Genomic DNA, 17,475 nt, shown 5'->3' on the forward strand with positions numbered 1-17,475 from the left:
ATCTGCCAACAGACTAGGCAATCACTCCCGGTGCGGCTGTATTTCGGCGAGCAAAAAGCAATGCATAGCCGAGGGCCAGATATACCAGTGGCAAGCCGTAGTAAAAAATTCCATCCACCATCGAGAGCAAGAACAGGGCGAAAAGAACGGCAATTCCCAAACTCAGGGAGTCGCGCTCAACAATGGGGAAAGAACGAAGTCTTCCAATTCCCTTCATCCAGATCCCAAGCATAGGGCTGCATATAACGAAGAGTCCGCCAAATCCCCACTCGACCAGCAATTGAACTATGGCGTTATGTGCCTGCAATACATGCTTACCCTGCATGATTTGCCTTACGTAATCACCACCCCAGCCAAGCCAGGGGCGCTGAACGACATACTCCCACAGGTTTCCCCAGATCGTCAGTCGCCCGGAACTCAGCCTGTTGACGGAATCAGCTGCATCCGATCGCAATACGGCGGAAACCCAGCCCAACCCCGAATGCTTGACCGGGAAAAGCGCCGAGATAAGGAGTGCCACTGCCAAACCGACCAGAAGCGCAAACCACGCGCGCTTGTAAACGCTCAATGGAGCACGTGTCGCCAGCAGCGTAAGAATCCCGGCCACTCCTCCTGCAAAGGCTCCACGACTGCCACTCCACAACAAGAGCGTCATTGCGATCATATAAGCCAGCCATGCCACTTTCTGTGCCCGTCCCTTGTAGATCAGGGCAGCCCAGGCTGACACTACGATCCCGACACAGAACAGATAACCGACGTGGCGAATATGCAGGAACAGCGGCGGCTCGCCAAACCAGTTGTATGCATATGGGTCCGCAACCGAGACCCAGACCAGAGCGACGATCCCGGTATAGAAAACCACAGCCCCCAGGATCGCCCCAACCGCGTAATGCAACGCGCGCTCGTCAAGCCTCAACCATATGAGCAACGTGACGGCAAAACAGAAATGAATGAATACCTGCACCGCTCGCCAGCGCCCTTCCAGCACCATGCCTTCACGCTCTAGCAGAAATGACGAACCTATGAGCAGCAAACCAATGACGCCAATCCATACCAGCAGCCACCCCGGTAATCTCTCCATCTTTTCGAAGGCCAGAAGCCCCAGCATGACCAGCAGCGCTTCAACAATAGCGATATATCGCTGATTCTCATCGATCGTTCCTGCATTCATCAGGCAGACACCGAATAGAAGCCCCGTGATTGCCAGACGGAAGATTCGTTTCGACACAGTCTCATCGATGCAGCCGGAAACCTTCAAGATTCCGAAGATCCATACCAGATGCACCAGCAGATAATTTCCGCCAGGCCAACTCCAGAATGGTAGATTGTCAACTCGACTCAACAGAAATCCGGCAATCAGGGAAAATAGCGAGACACCGAAAAAAATCATCGCCATTGAGACAGTCGGGGTGCGTTTCAACAATGCGAATGAAGAAAAAGCCAGGGAAAACTGGAACAGTCCAATCGGCCAGTAATTAATGAACGCAGCCGACAGGTAATAAAGCGCTGCCGGCAGAAACAGAAAACCAGCAAACTGTGACGCTATCTCGACTGTTTCGCGTTCAGCAAATGCAACTGCTCTCTCTATAGTGCTCATTTCTTCAGATACCGATCCCTGTATGCCTGAATCCTGGCAATGTCATCTTCTTCAGGCTGCAACTGATCGGTCGGCAGCCCATGTTCGTCCAGCCTGTATGCCAGATACCTGTTCCCAGCCGGCTCATACCAGGTGATGCGGTCGGCACAACGCCAGCCGATGTCCTTGGTGGCAAGCAGTTCGGGCAGGCGGTCTTCGCGCAGGCGCAGGCGCCCCTGCTGATCGATCTCGTAATACGAAGCCGCCTGCGCCGCCACCTTCGTCTCGTCGAGCGTCCGATAATCCTGGGTGGTATCCAGCCGAATGCCGGTTTCGACCATGATGCATGGACTGCCGGCCTGCAGATCGACCTTGCCGTCCCGGACGTAGTTTTCAACGGTGCGCCGGATATCCAGCAACGAAACCTGCTGCCGATTCAGACCGGCCTTGCTCACCGGCTTGCCATCCCGAAACTCCACCGTCGCCAGCAGAATCCGATTCTCATGGTCACTCAGCACATCAGCGCCGTGACCATAGCCCCGCACGGAAAATGGCTGCCCATCACGCAGCACCGAAGCTTCCACCTCGCCAAGCCCTTCGCCGTGATCGGACAGCAGAATCACCAGCGCGTTATCGAGCACCCCATTCTTTTTCAGCCCATCAAGGAGACTGGCAATCTGTCCGTCAACAACTGTCAGCGCCTCCAGATGTTTACCCAGGAAGCCGTTCTCCCTTTCCACACGGGCCTGTGCATGCCGGGTCTTGAACGGAAAATGAGCGGACTCGAAGTGCACCGCCAGGAACAGCGGCTGACTGGTTCGTGACGAACTGATTATGTGGTTGACGAAGGCACTGGAAGAGTAGTTGGTGTAGGACGCCACATTCATATAGGAGTACGGAAAAAGATAACCCCCCAGCGGAGTTTGCAACAGCAGATTGCTCAGAGGGTTATCATTTATACCCTGAAGCACGAAATCCAGCGCACCAGCCTTCGGCCCGATGACTTCGTCAAAACCGAAGCTTTCGTCGATATTCGAAAAGCGCCGTTCATCGATGGCAAAGACGGTGCGATACCCCTGACCTTGCAATGCAACAGGTAACAGGTCAGCTCGCTCGACGTGTTCCATATTGCGCAAATTGAATACAGCCCCATGCTCGACAGGCTGTTTCCCGCTCAGAATGCTGACCCAGGCAGGGAATGTGCGCCCAAGCGGTGTATATGCTCTGCTGTAACGATCCGCATGACTAATCAAACTGGAGAGCTCTGGCAGCAACAAGCGATTACGCTCAAATACGCTAGAAGACAAAGAGTCCGCGCCTATCAAAACTATATTTCGCCCTTTATTCTCAGCCCCTCCCCAGCCTAAAAAAAACACACTTCCAAACAACAAAGGAAGGGCAAACAAAAAGAATCGCACCGTTCTCCATCGCACAGACGAAAAAAATGTGAACAAAATCAAAAACAGCCAAAACAAAGATAAAACCGTCAACCAAACCGGTCCAGAAACCACACGAAAGGAAACAGAATAATTAGAAAAAGAAAAAAACCAAGAGTTTAATGCCACACCCAACAACCAAGCAAAAAACAAAACAAAACCAATAACAAAAAGTGAATTCTGCCTTGCTCTTCGAGCAACATCCTTTCCCGCCCAGCCCCCCACCAAAACAACAAACAACACTAGAAATGCTAAAGAAATAAAGTTTCGAATAATCTCGAACCACACCACCTCAAAGGACAGGAGTTCACCAAACAAACGCTCTACTCTTGCCTCATCATGCGTAACGAAAGATGCATCGATAAAATAGGGGGATAGGTATAACAAAAAAAACAAAACAAAAAATATCCCTCCCCGAACGCCCCTCCATTTTATCCAAGACATTTTCACAACCTCTGCAGACCGCAAATAAAAAAGAGACCGCAAACGCGGCCCCTTTTATCTACCCGAGAAACAACTCAGGAACTGGAAAGACGACACTCAGCCGGCACATACTTATTCTGATCAGCAGAACCCACTTCACATTTCCAAGTAACGCCATTACTAGCAATCTCAGGCTTTAGAGTAAGAGTAACCTCACCGGCTTTCTTAGTCGTTACCACAGTCACTTCGCCATTCTCACAGGCTAGCGACGCAACGTTCCCATCTTCTTTGTCTTTAAACTGGCTGACACCATCGCAGGACTTAGCGTCGATGTCATTGTTGTTAGCAATATTTTCCCCGATGGTAGCTTTAGACCCGGAAGCCAGAACCAACGCCTCAGAAACGCGAGCACGAATGGTGTAATCCTGATAAGCCGGCAGCGCAATGGCAGCCAGAATACCGATGATCGCCACAACGATCATCAACTCGATCAGCGTAAAGCCTTTTTGAGCTTTCATTTAACTCTCCTGGATTTGAATTCGGTCTGCGACCTGATCACATCAGTGCATAACGCATGCCATTTCCGAGAGAGTCATTTTTCCTAGGGAAAACAGAGAAAGGTCCTACGACCTCCTACCGAGTCAGGCAATAACTGACATTTTTTGTCATGTGACTCCCGGGCATTTGGCGCCAATCTGCCAGTGCGTTATAAGTTCAGAAAATTCTCATCCGATCCCGCCTCCCATGAACGATCAAGTCGTCCTCTCCGGCCTCGCCCGCCAACTGGTTCTTGCCGAGCTGCTCGATGAAAGGAGCGCCCAGCAGGCGCAGTTGCAGGCGCAGCGCAACAAGCTGTCGCTGGTGACCTACCTGGTGCAGAACAAGCTGGTGAAGAGCCGGCCGCTGACCGAGCTGGCCGCCGAGCAGTTCGGCGTGGCCTTCTGCGATCTGAGCAGCATCGACCGGGAAAGCATGCCCAGGGAGCTGGTCAGCGAGAAACTGGTGCGCCAGCACCGCGTCATCCCGCTCTGGCGCCGGGGCAACAAGCTGTTCGTCGGGCTCTCCGACCCCACCAACCACCAGGCCATCACCGACGTGCAGTTCAGCACCGGGCTGACCACCGAGGCCATCCTGGTGGAGGACGACAAGCTCGGCGACACCATCGAGAAGCTGTTCGAGAGTCCTAGCGGGGGCTTCGAAGACCTGGCCGATGTCGATCTCGATGGACTGGATATTGAAAGCGGCGATACGGAGCGAAAGGAAGAAGCCATCGGCGGCGATGCCGACGATGCCCCGGTGGTGCGTTTCGTCAACAAGATGCTGCTGGATGCCATCCGCGGCGGTTCCTCGGACCTGCACTTCGAGCCCTACGAGAAGGTCTACCGGGTGCGTTTTCGTACCGACGGCATCCTCCACGAGATGGCCAAGCCGCCAATCCAGCTGGCCAACCGCATCGGCGCACGCCTGAAGGTCATGGCCGGCCTGGATATCTCCGAGCGGCGCAAGCCGCAGGACGGCCGGATCAAGATGCGCGTGTCCAAGACCAAGTCCATCGACTTCCGCGTCAACACCATGCCCACCCTGTGGGGCGAGAAGGTCGTGATGCGGATTCTCGACGCCGCCAGCGCGCAGATGGGCATCGACGCCCTGGGTTACGAGGACGACCAGAAGCAGCTCTACCTGGACGCCCTGAAACAGCCGCAGGGGATGATCCTGGTCACCGGGCCGACCGGCTCCGGCAAGACCGTTTCCCTGTATACCGGCCTGAATATCCTCAATACCCCGGACATCAACATCTCCACCGCCGAGGACCCGGTGGAGATCAACCTGGAGGGCATCAACCAGGTCAACGTCAATCCCAAGCAGGGCATGGACTTCTCCCAGGCGCTGCGCGCCTTCCTGCGCCAGGACCCGGACGTGATCATGGTCGGCGAGATCCGCGACCTGGAAACCGCCGAGATCGCCATCAAGGCTGCCCAGACCGGCCACATGGTGATGTCCACCCTGCACACCAACAGCGCCGCGGAAACCCTGACCCGCCTGCTGAACATGGGTGTCGCCGCCTTCAACCTGGCCACCTCGGCCAACCTGATCATCGCCCAGCGCCTGGCCCGCCGGCTCTGCGCGCACTGCAAGAAGGAGCATGACATTCCGCACGAGGCGCTGCTGCAGGAAGGCTTCCCCGCCGACACGCTCGGCACCTTCAAGCTCTATGCCCCGGTGGGGTGCGAGAATTGCAAGGGCGGTTACAAGGGCCGGGTGGGTATTTATGAAGTGGTTAAAATCACTCCCGCCCTGCAGCGCATTATCATGGAAGAAGGCAACTCCATGCAGATCGCCGAGCAGGCCCGCAAAGAAGGCTTCCGCGATCTGCGCACTTCCGGGCTGATGAAGGCCATGCAAGGCATCACCAGCCTCGAGGAAGTCAACCGCGTCACCAAGGATTAATCCATGGCGGAAAAAGCACAAAGAATGAGTGTCTTCGTCTGGGAAGGCACCGACAGGAAGGGCGGGAAGATCAAGGGGGAGCTGTCGGGGACCAACACCGCGCTGGTCAAGGCGCAACTGCGCAAGCAGGGGATCAACCCGACCAGGGTGCGCAAGAAGGGCATATCCCTGCTGGGCGCGGGCAAGAAGATCAAGCCCCTGGACATCGCCCTGTTCACCCGCCAGATGGCGACCATGATGGGCGCTGGCGTGCCGCTGCTGCAGTCCTTCGACATCATCGCCGAAGGCTTCGACAACCCCAACATGCGCAAGCTGGTGGAAGACATCAAGCAGGAAGTGGCCGCCGGTAACAGCCTGGCCAATTCCCTGCGCAAGAAGCCGCAGTATTTCGACGACCTGTACTGCAACCTGGTGGATGCCGGCGAACAGTCCGGTGCGCTGGAAGCACTGCTGGACCGGGTGGCAACCTACAAGGAAAAGACCGAGTCGCTGAAGGCCAAGATCAAGAAGGCGATGACCTACCCCATCGCGGTAGTTGTCGTCGCAGTCATCGTTTCGGCGATCCTGCTGATCAAGGTAGTTCCGCAGTTCCAGTCGGTGTTCTCCAGCTTCGGCGCCGAGCTTCCGGCCTTCACCATGATGGTCATTCATCTTTCCGAAGCGCTGCAGAAGTGGTGGTTCATCTTCCTGGTGGCGCTGTTCGCCATCGCCTTCGCCTTCCGCGCCGCCCATAGGCGATCGGAGAAATTCCGCGACTCGGTCGACCGCACCATCCTCAGGCTTCCCATCGTCGGCCCGATCCTCTACAAGTCCGCCATCGCCCGCTATGCGCGCACCCTGTCCACCACCTTCGCCGCCGGTGTGCCGCTGGTGGAGGCGCTGGATTCCGTGGCCGGCGCGACCGGCAACGTGGTGTTCCGCAATGCCGTGAACCGGATCAAGCAGGATGTCTCGGCGGGTACCCAGCTGAACTTCTCCATGCGCACCACCGGCGTCTTTCCCAGCATGGCCATCCAGATGGCCGCCATCGGCGAGGAATCGGGCTCACTGGACTCCATGCTGGACAAGGTCGCCTCCTTCTACGAGGAAGAGGTCGACAACGCCGTGGACAACCTCACCACCCTGATGGAGCCGATGATCATGGCCGTACTGGGTGTGCTGGTGGGCGGCCTGATCATTGCCATGTACCTGCCCATTTTCCAACTCGGCTCAGTCGTCTAGAACATGTCCGTTATCGAATTACTGGCCAGCCAAGCGCTGGCCTTTGTTTTCTGTGCTGCCCTGCTCGGCCTGCTGATCGGCAGCTTCCTCAATGTGGTCATCCACCGCCTGCCACGGATGATGGAACTGGAGTGGCGGCAACAGGCCCGCGAGACGCTCAGCCTGCCGGAGCACGGGCCAAAGGAAATCTACAACCTGGTCCTGCCGCACTCCGAATGCCCGCACTGCGGGCACGCCATCCGCGCCTGGGAGAACATTCCCGTGCTCAGCTACCTGGCGCTGCGCGGCAAGTGCTCGTCCTGCAAGGCGCCGATCAGCGCCCGCTATCCGCTGGTCGAGCTGGCCACCGCCCTGCTCTCCGGCTTCATCGCCTGGCATTTCGGCTTCACCTGGCAGGCCGGCGCGATGCTGCTGCTGAGCTGGGGCCTGCTGGCGATGAGCATGATCGACGTCGACCACCAGCTGCTGCCGGACGCGCTGGTGCTGCCGCTGCTCTGGCTGGGGCTGATCGCCAACTCCTTCGGGCTGTTCGCCGACCTCGGAGATGCGCTGTGGGGCGCGGTGTTCGGCTATCTCAGCCTGTGGTCGGTGTACTGGGCGTTCAAGCTGCTGACCGGCAAGGAAGGCATGGGCTACGGCGACTTCAAGCTGCTCGCCATGCTCGGCGCCTGGGGCGGCTGGCAGGTGCTGCCGCTGACCATCCTGCTGTCGTCGCTGGTCGGCGCCGTGCTGGGGCTGATCCTGCTGCGCCTGCGCAACGCGGAAAGCGGCACGCCGATCCCCTTCGGCCCCTACCTGGCGATCGCCGGCTGGATCGCCCTGCTCTGGGGTGATCAAATAACCAGCAGCTACCTGCAATTCGCTGGCTTCAGATAGTCAGAAGCTGTTCATGATCTGCTCGCGAGATCGTAAACAGGTTCTCAGGAAACTCCCGACTCGCTAGGATGCGTTCCCCCTGAAGCCACACGAACGGCCCGAGGAGAACGATGAAACCCTGGATTCTTGGCCTTACCGGCGGCATCGGCAGCGGCAAGAGCGCTGCCGCCGCGCACTTTTCCGCACTGGGCGTGCACATGGTCGATGCCGACCATGCGGCGCGCTGGGTGGTGGAGCCGGGCCGTCCCGCGCTGGCGCGGATCGTCGATCGCTTCGGCGAGGAAATGCTGCTGCCCGACGGCCAGCTCGACCGCGCCGCGCTGCGCGAGCGGATCTTCCGCTCCGAGGACGAGCGCCGCTGGCTGGAACAGCTGCTGCACCCGCTGATCGGCGAGGAAATCTCCACCAACCTGGCCCAGGCCGAGTCGCCCTACGCGATCCTGGTGTCGCCGCTGCTGGTCGAGTCCGGACAGAAGCGCATGACCCGCCGCGTACTGGTGGTGGACACCCCGGAGCACCTGCAGCTGGAGCGCACCATGCGTCGGGACAATGTTCCGGAAGAGCAGGTTCGGGCGATTCTCAAGGCGCAGGCCCAGCGCGAGGAACGCCTGAAGTACGCCGACGACATCCTGGTGAACGACGCCGACCTGGCGCACCTGCAGCGCGAAGTCGAGCGGCTGCACGATTTCTATCTCAGCCTGCGAGGAGGACAACCATGAGCCAGCCCCTGATCGTGGAATGCCCCACCTGCGGCGCACCGGTGGAATGGAGCGACAAGAGCCCGTACCGGCCGTTCTGTTCCGACCGCTGCAAACTGATCGACCTCGGCGCCTGGGCGGCAGAGGAGCATGCGATTCCGGGTGACGATCTGGAAGACGAGGTGTTTTCCGGCGACCTGGATGCGCCGCGGCGGGGGCATTGAGGACGGTTTATTGGTTCCCCGCGTTCGCGCGTGGGAACCAATAAGGGTGGGTGACGTTGTAGGAGCGAGCGGGCCGGGGCGGGCCATGTCCGCGAATCGCACCCATGGCGCGCCTACGTTTTCGGCGAACGCCTGGGCCGGGGCATACGTAGGGTGAATGGGGCTTTTTCCATCCACCATTCGCGTGACTCTCAACATCGATGGAGAGCCGCTCCCACAAATCGCCAGAGTGCCAAACCTGTAGGAGCCAGCTTGCTGGCGATCATCCATGCCAGCCGGCGACACAGCGATCGCCGGATCGTTCGGGATCGCCAGCAAGCTGGCTCCTACGAAGAGCGGCGGCATTTCACGGATCGAGCACGCCGGGGTGGGCGATCACTTCGGCAACGAGCCGACATCGGCCACCACCACAACGCCATGCCCCTGTAGGAGCGGGCCATGCCCGCGAATCGCACCCATGGCGAGCCTACGTTTTCGGCGAACGCCTGGGCCAGGGCATACGTAGGGTGGATGGGGCTTTTTCCATCCACCATTCGCGCGGCTCTCAACATCGATGGAGAGCCGCTCCCACAAATCACCAGAGTGCCAAACCTGTAGGAGCCAGCTTGCTGGCGATCATCCATGCCAGCCGGCGACACAGCGATGGCCGGATCGTTCGGAATCGCCAGCAAGCTGGCTCCTACGAAGAGCGGCGGCACTTCACGGAACGAGCGGGCCGGAGCGGGCGATCACTTCGGCAGCGAACCGGCATCGGTCGCCACCATAGTGCCATGGCCCTGTAGGAGCGAGCTTGCTCGCGAACCCCAGCCCCGCAGCGGGGTTCGTTCGCGAGCAGCCCCCTCCCCCTAACCCTCTCCCGGAGGGAGAGGGGACCGCTCGAAGTTGCCGGTTGGCACGACATTCCCCCCCGGATGCCGGGGCATACGTAGGGTGGATCACGCTCCATCGATCCACCATTCCCGAGCGCCAGGGCCAGGATGGTGGATGGAAAAAGCCCCATCCCCCTAGGTGTCATCATTCTTGTCTTCCTCCTTCCACGGCGCCTGCAGGTAGCGCGTGCGGTTGAAGGTTTCCAGCCAGTCCGGATAGAACACCACCAGTCCGGTGATCACCGTGCCGTTGATGAACGCCTCGGGGAACATCACCAGCCACAGGTAGCCGAAGAAGTCCTCCAGCCAGGGCGGCATCGGGAAGATGCCATCGACCCAGAGCACGCCGAGGCCGAGCATCAGGCAGCAGACCGCGGTCAGCGCCGCCGGGAAGAAGCACGAGCAGAAGATGTAGACGAACAGGTTCCGCGGCTGGCGGCGCTCGACGAAGATCGCCGCCAGCTCGGTGATCAGCACCGGCACCAGCACCAGCAGCACGCCGTTCACGCCGATCGCCAGCCAGTCCTGGCGGTCGAGCAGGCACAGGCCGATCTGCGCCACCAGCCCCACCAGTATCGCGAAGGGCCAGTCGAGCAGCAGGGTCACGGCGGTCATGCCGAGGAAATGGAAGGACACGCCGGAATCGAAATCCCGCCGCACCAGCCACAGGAAGAACACGCCGAGCATGGTGCCGAACACCAGGTGCTGGCGGCGGAAGTCGCTGATCAGCTCCAGCCAGGGCGCGCGCCAGGCGGCCAGCAGGACCATGGGCAGGTAGATCGCCCAGCCGATCTCCAGGCTCTCTTCGGACAACAGTTGCGCGGCGATCACCGGGGGGCCTGCTCCAGCGCTCCGCGCAGTTGCGCGGCGGAATCGAAGGCCTGGCTGGAAACCAGCCGCCCGCGATCCAGCTGCAGCCACAGCACCTTCTTCTCCGGCACCTGTGGATAACGGTTGACCACCCGCGGCTCGCGATCCAGCAGCACCCGGTAGGTGTAGTCGCGCATGGCCGGCACGGCGAACAGCTTCGAAACCATGGCGGGCATGCGGCTGACGTCGGCGACGAACAGCGCATGCCGCGCTTCGAGGTAGCCCTGCGGGCGCCCGGCCAGCGCCTCCTTCACCAGCCCGGCGCCGGTCATGTCGCGGGTGATCAGCAGGATGCGCAGCTCATCGTTGAGCGTGTAGGGCTTGTCGAACTGGTCGAGCAGGGTCCAGCCGGTCGGCAGTCCCCCGTCCCCGGCATGCGCCAGCGACGCCAGCAGGCACAGCAGCAGCGACCCGCAGAGTTTTCTCATCTGTCATCTCCCGACTGAATAGACCTGGATGTCCTCGCGACGCTGCCAGTCCTGCTGGGCATCCCAGAAGGCCAGCGCCTGCGGCTCGTCGCGCAGGACGAATACGTGGGACTTGCCGATCCCCAGCCGCGCCAGGCGGGCCAGCGCCTCATCCAGCAGGGCGCGCGCCAGGCCACGGCCGCGAAAGCCCTGGTCGACCAGCAGATGCTGCAGGTAGCCACGGCGCCCGTCGTGCCCGACCAGCAGGCTGCCGACGATGCCGCCGTCGTCCTCCAGCACCAGGCTGAGGCCGGGATTGCGTTCGAGATAGGCGACGAAGGGCGCGTACTCGTCGTCCCGGCGCAACTGGATGCCCGGCGTGCGCGCCCACAGCGCGACGAGTTGCGGATGATCGGCGGGAGTGGCTGGGCGCAGCAGCATCGACTGGTTCCTGGGGAGGCTGAGGACAAGTCTACACGGCCACCCCGCAGTCCGGAGCGCTACTCTCGGCCAGGATGCGGTCGATTGGCGCGGCCTTCGCGGCTACGCTGAAGGCATGAACGAGTCCGATTATCTGCGCCTGCTGACCCGCCAGGCCGAGCAGGCCAACGATTTCCTCTCCAACGCCCGCAAGTGGGAGCGGGAATGCTGGGCCTGCGAGCGCCTGCTGTCGGCGCTCAACGTGCAGTACCGCCGGGAAGACTTCATCGCCCCCACCCAGCAGCCGCCCGACGTGCTGTTTCGCGACGCCTGCTTCGAGGTGTTCTTCGTGCTCGATCCCGGCCGCCGCCTCAACGAGGAATGGCGCGAGGAACTGCTGCGCCGCCGTTCCGCGCGCAGCCTGAACCAGCTGATCCGCCGCGAGCAGCGGCCGCGGCGGATTCCCTGCGCGGAACTGCAGGCGCGGCTGGCGCCGACCCTGCGCAAGAAGGCGCACAACTACCGGGAGCGCGGGATCGATCCCGGCGAACTGGACCTGGTCGCCTTCGTCAGCCTCAGGCGCGAAACGCCGGATTTCGGCACGCCCTTTCCGCCGCCCACGGAATACCTCCGCCAGGGCTGGCGCTCGCTGTCGCTGGTCGGCCCGACCTTCGCCCGCGTGCTGTTCGCCCACCTGGACGCGCCGGACTTCCTCCGTGGCAACCTCGGACGCAGCGTGCTGTTCGACATGGGCGTCGGCCTGTAGCCGCTTCGCAAGTTGCCGATTGAGGGCGCCAGGGCGCACGTCTAGAATGCTTCGCATTACAAACGGAGGCCCCTCATGCCCAGTCGTCTGAGCCCCGAAGACCAGCAGAAGGTCGAGCAATACCTCAGCTCCCCCGTCCACCAGGTCAAGCGCGCGCCGTTCCGGCCGTGGCTGATGATGGGCGCGCTGCTTCTCGTGGTCATCGCGCTGGGCCTGCTCAGCCGCCTCCTGGCCTATCTGGCATGACCAGTCCCCACGGCCCGCACAGGATTCCCAACCTATGAGACCCACTCATGTCACATCGCATCGTAATTGTCGGCGGCGGCGCCGGCGGGCTGGAGCTCGCGACCCGTCTCGGCCGCACCCTGGGTAGACAGGGCAAGGCCAGCATCACCCTGGTCGACGCCAACCTCACGCACATCTGGAAACCCCTGCTGCACGAAGTCGCCGCCGGCTCGCTCAACTCCTCGGAGGATGAGCTGAACTATGTCGCCCAGGCGAAATGGAACCACTTCGAGTTCCAGCTCGGCCGCCTCGCCGGGCTGGATCGCGCCGCCAGGCGCATCGAACTGGCCGCGACGCTGGACGAGAACGGCGTCGAGCTGGTGCCTGCGCGTTCGCTGGAGTACGACAGCCTGGTGATCGCCATCGGCAGCACCACCAACGACTTCGGCACCCAGGGCGCCGCCGAGCACTGCATCTTCCTCGACACCCGCGAGCAGGCCGAGCGCTTCCATCGCCAGATGCTCAACCACTATCTGCGCGCCCACGCCGGGCACGAGGGCAGCGAGCAGATCAGCGTGGCCATCGTCGGCGCCGGGGCGACCGGCGTGGAGCTGGCCGCCGAACTGCACCACGCCGCCCACGAACTGGCCGCCTACGGGCTGGACCGCATCCAGCCGGAGAACATGCGCATCACCCTGATCGAGGCCGGCCCGCGCGTGCTGCCGGCGCTGCCGGAACGGATCAGCGGCCCGGTGCACCGCACCCTGGAGAAGCTCGGCGTGCGCGTCGTGACCGGCGCGGCGGTCAGCCAGGTGACGGCCGACGGCCTGCACACCAGCGCCGGCGAGCACATCCCGGCGAGCCTGAAGGTGTGGGCGGCGGGCATTCGCGCGCCGGCGCTGCTGAAGGACCTGGACGGGCTGGAAAGCAACCGGATCAACCAGCTGCTGGTGCGCCCCACCCTGCAGACCACCCTCGACGACGACATCTTCGCCTTCGGCGACTGCGCGGCCTGCCCGCTCGGCGACGGCAGCGAGCGCAACGTGCCGCCGCGCGCCCAGGCCGCGCACCAGCAGGCTTCGCTGCTGGTGAAGGCGTTCCGCCTGAAGCTGGAAGGCAAGGCGCTGCCGGAATACCGCTACCAGGACTACGGTTCGCTGATCTCGCTGTCGCGCTTCAGCGCCGTCGGCAATCTCATGGGCAACCTGATGGGCAGCGTCAAGCTGGAAGGCTGGCTGGCGAGGATGTTCTACATCTCGCTGTACCGGATGCACCAGATGGCGCTGTACGGGCGCTTCCGCACGCTGCTGCTGATGCTCAGCGACCGCCTCGGCCGCAGCACCGAGCCGCGCTTGAAACTGCACTGAGCCGCGCAGGAAAAGCGCCCGGCGGGCAGCCGGGCGCTGTCGTCACGAACAGCTGCCGGTCGTCGTCTTGGTCACCGAGGCGCGGCCGGTTGCGCTGAAGGTCACGACACGCTCCTGGCTCCCCGGGTTGGGCGTGGACCGGCACACCGTCAGCACCGCCTGGGTGGAACCGACGCCGGACGGCTGGAACTCCAGCAGCTTCACTTCGGACAAGATTCGCAGTCCCGACGGCGCCGCCTTCTCGGCCATCACCACCGTGCCGCCGCCGAGCACGATCCAGCCATCCTCCCAGTCGGCGGACGAACTGCATGTCGCGCCATCGCTGGAGGCGCACAGCGACACCACCGCGTTGCGCTTGATCGCCTCGCTGCGCGCGACCCGGGCGCCGGACACCAGCGAATTGGCGCTGGCGCCCAGCTTGCTGCCCAGCGTCATGTCGGAGAAGTTCGGCACGGCGATGGACAGCAGGATGGCGGCCACCGCCAGGGTCACCATCAGTTCGATGATGGTGAAGCCACGCTCGTTCAGGTTCGTCATGCCCGGCCCTACTGCTCGATGTTCCAGTACACCCGAGCCTTCGGCTGGGTCTGCCCCGGCGGGGGCTCGGGGGTGGTGCTTTCCAGGGGCGAGTCGCCACTTGCGCCGATGATGAAGGGCACGGTCACGCCGTTGTCCAGCTTGACCATGCCGGCCACCGGCGACGGCGGCAGGCCACCGCCGGCAATCACCTGGAAGCGATCGGTATTGGTGCCCTCGGCGTTGCGGAAGTTGACGTTGTAGACCTGCGCGGTGCCGAGCCCGCTGCAGCTGCTGGTATCGTTCGGGTCCCGTGGCTGGTGGGTGCTGAAGGTCACGTTGCCGAATACGGTGAGGCCCGCAGTCACCACCTGTTCAGTGGATGCCAGGGCGAGGGACCAGCCCTTGGGTGCGGAACTCAACTGCGCGGCGGTAGGCGTGGCGCTCGAGTTGATGTCCAGCAGGGATGCCATGCAGATCAGGCTCGCCCCACCACAGGCGCCGTCCTCGTCCGCCAGCCAGGTGGTGACGTTGGGACGGTCGCGCACCATGAAGAAGCGGTTGGCCACGCCGGCCGCGTCATCGTAGCTCAGCAGGGGTTTCTCCCGGTCTCCCGAGCCCACGAGGAGGATGATGTCGCCATTATCGACGACGATGTCCGGGCCGAAGAAGAACTTGCGGTTGGCGGAGCAATCGACGGTCGGCGTGTCGCAGCCCAGCGAAGCGATCCTGGTGATGCTCCAGGAACCGGGAGGCGTGTCGCCGATGGGGGTGTTGGCGGTGGCGCCGGAGATGCGGTACAGGTTGCCGCCGAGGTCGGCCGCATAGGCATAGGTGAGCATGCCGGAGCTGTCGTTCAGCAGCGAAATGTCGCCCACCACGCCACGCAGCGTGTCGAAGGACTTCAGCAGGTCGCCCGACTCGGCATCGAGCACGTAGATGGCGTCGCCCTTGCCAGCCGAGCCGCAGGTATTGGGATCGGCGTCTTCGCAATTGTCGTAGCCGCCGCCCATCAACAGGATCGGCTCGTCGCCATTCTGATGCCCCCGCGCCCTGGCCGGCACGGCGGAAGACCAGGTCTGGCCGATCTCCTCGATATCCTCGCTGCTGCAATCGTCGTCGTTGCCCAGGTTCGGGCAACCGATCTTCCACTTCAGCTCAGGGTCATTGAACGTGCTGACATCGAAGGCATAGAGCACCCGCCCGCCCCGGCGCATGGTGGCGAAGACGGTGGAATCGCTGCCGTCCCGGATCGCCGTGATGGTTCCATCGATGCCATAGGGCTTCGGCTGCGGCGTCGGGTCGCCCGTCGTATGGCCGGGGAAGGCGATGCTGACGGTGTTGTCGCGCAGGCGCTTGATATTGGGATAGAACTCCGGCGGCATGAACGACCAGATTTCCCGGCCCGCCGCGAAGCCGCCAATAGCCTCGCTACGGTTGCCGTTCACCGCATGCAGCAAACCGTCGTTGCCGCCATAGAACACCACGATCTGCGGAGAGGTATCGGTGCCGTAGTTGATGGCCACCGGACGGGAGTGCACGACATCGCCATGCACCGAGGGGCGCATTTCCGTGGTGTTCTCGTTGGTATTCTCGTCCCGGTTGTCCTGCCCTCGCGCCCAGTTGATCAGTTGATCGCGCTCGGCCGCATCCGCCGCCCCCAGCAGGCTGGCGCTAATCGCATTGTTGCTGATGGCGAACTCGGTCAGGCCATTGCAGTTGTCGAAGTCCGGCGAACAGGTCTTCACCATGCGCGCCGTGCCCGAGCGCAGGACATAGGCCTGGGCGCCCTTCTCCACGATATTGCCGTCCGGCGTATTCGACTTGTCGGAATCAGGCACCGTCAGGCAGGCCCCCTGCGGCCTGAATGCCCAGTAGGTGTCGAGCTCCTCCGGCGTCCAGAAGCTGCGCGCGCATTCGTCGATGAAGCCGGTATTGGAGTTGATCGCACCGTCGCCCTTGGCATCCTGCAGCCTCAGCACATCGCCGGCGAGCCCCAGCCTGTATTGCTTGAGGTTGCCGGCCCAGCGCGGAAGGCCGTTCTGGTCGGGGCGGAACATGCCGACGAAGACCTGGTTGAGGAAGGTGCCCTGGGTGTTCACGCTGACCGGCAGGCTGACCGAGGCGAACACGCTGTTGGTCGCCTGGATCTTCGAGAAGATCGAGTTCAGCGCATTGGCGATTTCCGAGCCGTTGCTGGTGACATCGAAATACGTGCCGCTGGTGACGTTGGCCATGCTCTTGAGCAACGCCGTCCAGCCGGGACCCTGGCCGTTGGTGACCTTGTTGACGTCCACCGTGTAGACGGTGATGCCCAGGTCGCTCTTCTTCATGAAGCGCGCCCACTCGTCCGCCACGTTGTCCTGGGAGCCGCTGGGGGAGATCGGAATGGCCGACGTGTCGCCGCCGACCGCCCTCAGCGCCGCGGTGGCCTGGGTGATGTCGTTGTTGCTGTCCTGCGCGGCGCCGTTGCTGATGTAGATGACGAAGTTCTTGGCGCAGCCGCCGACGACCGGGTTGGCATACTGGGTGGCGTTCTTCGACGGCAACGCATTGCCGGCCAGGGCGTATATGTCCGCGGATGCGTCTCTGCTCCCGGATGCGCCCGTGCCGGTGGGATTGCCGGCGTAGTCGGTCTTGACCTTCTGGTTGCCGGCATACGGCGTGCCGGCGGAGAAGTACAGGTAGGCTTCCTGCATCGCCTTGCCGGCCTTGCCGGCGTTGCCCTTGTCCTCGCCGACGTCGAGGCTGTCGACCAGCGCCTGGTATTTGAGCTTGGTGTTGGCATCCAGCAGGCGGATGGCCGCCCGCACATAGGCGCCATCGTTACCCTTGTTGTCCTTGCCGGTTTCGGTGAACAGCATCAGGCCGACACGGAACTGGTCCGCCTCCAGCGCGCTGATCACCGACGACAGCGCGTCGATCTCGTTGCTGAACGGCGTGTTCCAGTTCGCCGTATTGTCCAGGATGATCAGGACGTTCGGTGCCGACGTGGCGTTTGGCGGGGTCCCGACGAACAGGTCGATGTCCTCCGCCCAGCCCGGGTGCTGGAAGATCAGCAGGAGCAATGGCAGCAGTCTGGACCAGTAGCGCTTCTTCGACTGAGGGTGGTTCGGCAGGACAGTCATGGTCG

The 17,475-nt window shown here is 62.1% G+C and carries 16 protein-coding genes; 8 read left to right on the plus strand and 8 right to left on the minus strand.

Annotated features, from left to right (window positions below):
- Nucleotides 1-13: 13 nt before the first annotated feature.
- The 3 genes from BLR75_RS20570 to BLR75_RS20580 all read right to left on the minus strand — a co-directional run bounded on the left by BLR75_RS20570 (nt 14) and on the right by BLR75_RS20580 (nt 3,953).
- On the minus strand, nt 14-1,597 hold the full coding sequence (locus tag BLR75_RS20570) for an O-antigen ligase family protein (protein ID WP_084313622.1): 1,584 nt from the start codon (nt 1,595-1,597) through the stop codon (nt 14-16).
- Nucleotides 1,594-3,456, minus strand: coding sequence for a sulfatase-like hydrolase/transferase (locus BLR75_RS20575; RefSeq protein WP_084313620.1), 1,863 nt, complete (start codon nt 3,454-3,456; stop codon nt 1,594-1,596). The genes BLR75_RS20570 and BLR75_RS20575 overlap by 4 nt, the downstream gene beginning before the upstream one ends.
- Before the next feature lie 74 nt (nt 3,457-3,530).
- A complete protein-coding gene (locus tag BLR75_RS20580) occupies nt 3,531-3,953 on the minus strand; it encodes a pilin (protein WP_084313618.1) in 423 nt (140 codons plus the stop codon).
- A gap of 226 nt (nt 3,954-4,179) precedes the next feature.
- Here BLR75_RS20580 and pilB point away from each other — a divergent pair, with 226 nt between their 5' ends.
- The 5 genes from pilB (at nt 4,180) to yacG (ending at nt 8,902) form a co-directional block, all read left to right on the plus strand.
- A complete protein-coding gene (gene pilB, locus BLR75_RS20585) occupies nt 4,180-5,883 on the plus strand; it encodes a type IV-A pilus assembly ATPase PilB (RefSeq protein WP_084313616.1) in 1,704 nt (567 codons plus the stop codon).
- A gap of 3 nt (nt 5,884-5,886) precedes the next feature.
- Nucleotides 5,887-7,104 carry a type II secretion system F family protein gene (locus tag BLR75_RS20590; protein WP_084313614.1) on the plus strand — a complete coding sequence of 406 codons (1,218 nt, stop codon included), beginning with the start codon at nt 5,887-5,889 and terminating at the stop codon, nt 7,102-7,104.
- A 3-nt stretch (nt 7,105-7,107) separates the two neighbouring features.
- Nucleotides 7,108-7,980, plus strand: coding sequence for a prepilin peptidase (locus BLR75_RS20595; RefSeq protein WP_084313612.1), 873 nt, complete (start codon nt 7,108-7,110; stop codon nt 7,978-7,980).
- Between the two features lie 110 nt (nt 7,981-8,090).
- A complete protein-coding gene (gene coaE / locus BLR75_RS20600) occupies nt 8,091-8,699 on the plus strand; it encodes a dephospho-CoA kinase (RefSeq protein WP_084313611.1) in 609 nt (202 codons plus the stop codon).
- Nucleotides 8,696-8,902 carry a DNA gyrase inhibitor YacG gene (yacG, locus tag BLR75_RS20605; protein ID WP_084313609.1) on the plus strand — a complete coding sequence of 69 codons (207 nt, stop codon included), beginning with the start codon at nt 8,696-8,698 and terminating at the stop codon, nt 8,900-8,902. The genes coaE and yacG overlap by 4 nt, the downstream gene beginning before the upstream one ends.
- Before the next feature lie 1,004 nt (nt 8,903-9,906).
- Here the strand turns inward: yacG and BLR75_RS20610 are convergent.
- Genes BLR75_RS20610 through BLR75_RS20620 form a run of 3 tightly spaced genes read right to left on the minus strand, consistent with a single transcriptional unit; the run spans nt 9,907 to nt 11,489 of the window.
- A complete protein-coding gene (locus tag BLR75_RS20610) occupies nt 9,907-10,602 on the minus strand; it encodes an energy-coupling factor ABC transporter permease (RefSeq protein ID WP_084313607.1) in 696 nt (231 codons plus the stop codon).
- Complete coding sequence (locus BLR75_RS20615; protein WP_084313605.1) at nt 10,599-11,069, minus strand: FAD/FMN-containing dehydrogenase; 471 nt, start codon at nt 11,067-11,069, stop codon at nt 10,599-10,601. The genes BLR75_RS20610 and BLR75_RS20615 overlap by 4 nt, the downstream gene beginning before the upstream one ends.
- 3 nt (nt 11,070-11,072) lie before the next feature.
- Nucleotides 11,073-11,489: a GNAT family N-acetyltransferase gene (locus BLR75_RS20620; protein ID WP_084313603.1), complete on the minus strand. Its 417-nt coding sequence runs from the start codon at nt 11,487-11,489 to the stop codon at nt 11,073-11,075.
- A gap of 115 nt (nt 11,490-11,604) precedes the next feature.
- On the opposite strand from BLR75_RS20620, the gene BLR75_RS20625 reads away from it, so the two are divergent.
- The 3 genes from BLR75_RS20625 (at nt 11,605) to BLR75_RS20635 (ending at nt 13,826) form a co-directional block, all read left to right on the plus strand.
- A complete protein-coding gene (locus BLR75_RS20625; protein ID WP_084313601.1) occupies nt 11,605-12,234 on the plus strand; it encodes a DUF1780 domain-containing protein in 630 nt (209 codons plus the stop codon).
- Nucleotides 12,235-12,309: 75 nt separating this feature from the next.
- The gene (locus tag BLR75_RS20630) at nt 12,310-12,480 is read left to right on the plus strand and encodes a DUF3094 family protein (protein ID WP_084313599.1); all 171 of its coding nucleotides are present in this window, start codon (nt 12,310-12,312) and stop codon (nt 12,478-12,480) included.
- A gap of 47 nt (nt 12,481-12,527) precedes the next feature.
- Entirely contained in the window at nt 12,528-13,826 is a 1,299-nt protein-coding gene (locus BLR75_RS20635) for an NAD(P)/FAD-dependent oxidoreductase (protein ID WP_084313597.1), read from the plus strand.
- A 42-nt stretch (nt 13,827-13,868) separates the two neighbouring features.
- Here the strand turns inward: BLR75_RS20635 and BLR75_RS20640 are convergent, their stop codons facing one another.
- Both BLR75_RS20640 and BLR75_RS20645 read right to left on the minus strand, forming a co-directional pair.
- Nucleotides 13,869-14,363 carry a GspH/FimT family pseudopilin gene (locus BLR75_RS20640; protein WP_084313595.1) on the minus strand — a complete coding sequence of 165 codons (495 nt, stop codon included), beginning with the start codon at nt 14,361-14,363 and terminating at the stop codon, nt 13,869-13,871.
- An 8-nt stretch (nt 14,364-14,371) separates the two neighbouring features.
- Nucleotides 14,372-17,470: a pilus assembly protein gene (locus BLR75_RS20645; RefSeq protein WP_084313594.1), complete on the minus strand. Its 3,099-nt coding sequence runs from the start codon at nt 17,468-17,470 to the stop codon at nt 14,372-14,374.
- Nucleotides 17,471-17,475 lie beyond the last annotated feature (5 nt).

The organism is Pseudomonas jinjuensis (genome assembly GCF_900103845.1).
GTDB lineage: Bacteria > Pseudomonadota > Gammaproteobacteria > Pseudomonadales > Pseudomonadaceae > Pseudomonas > Pseudomonas jinjuensis.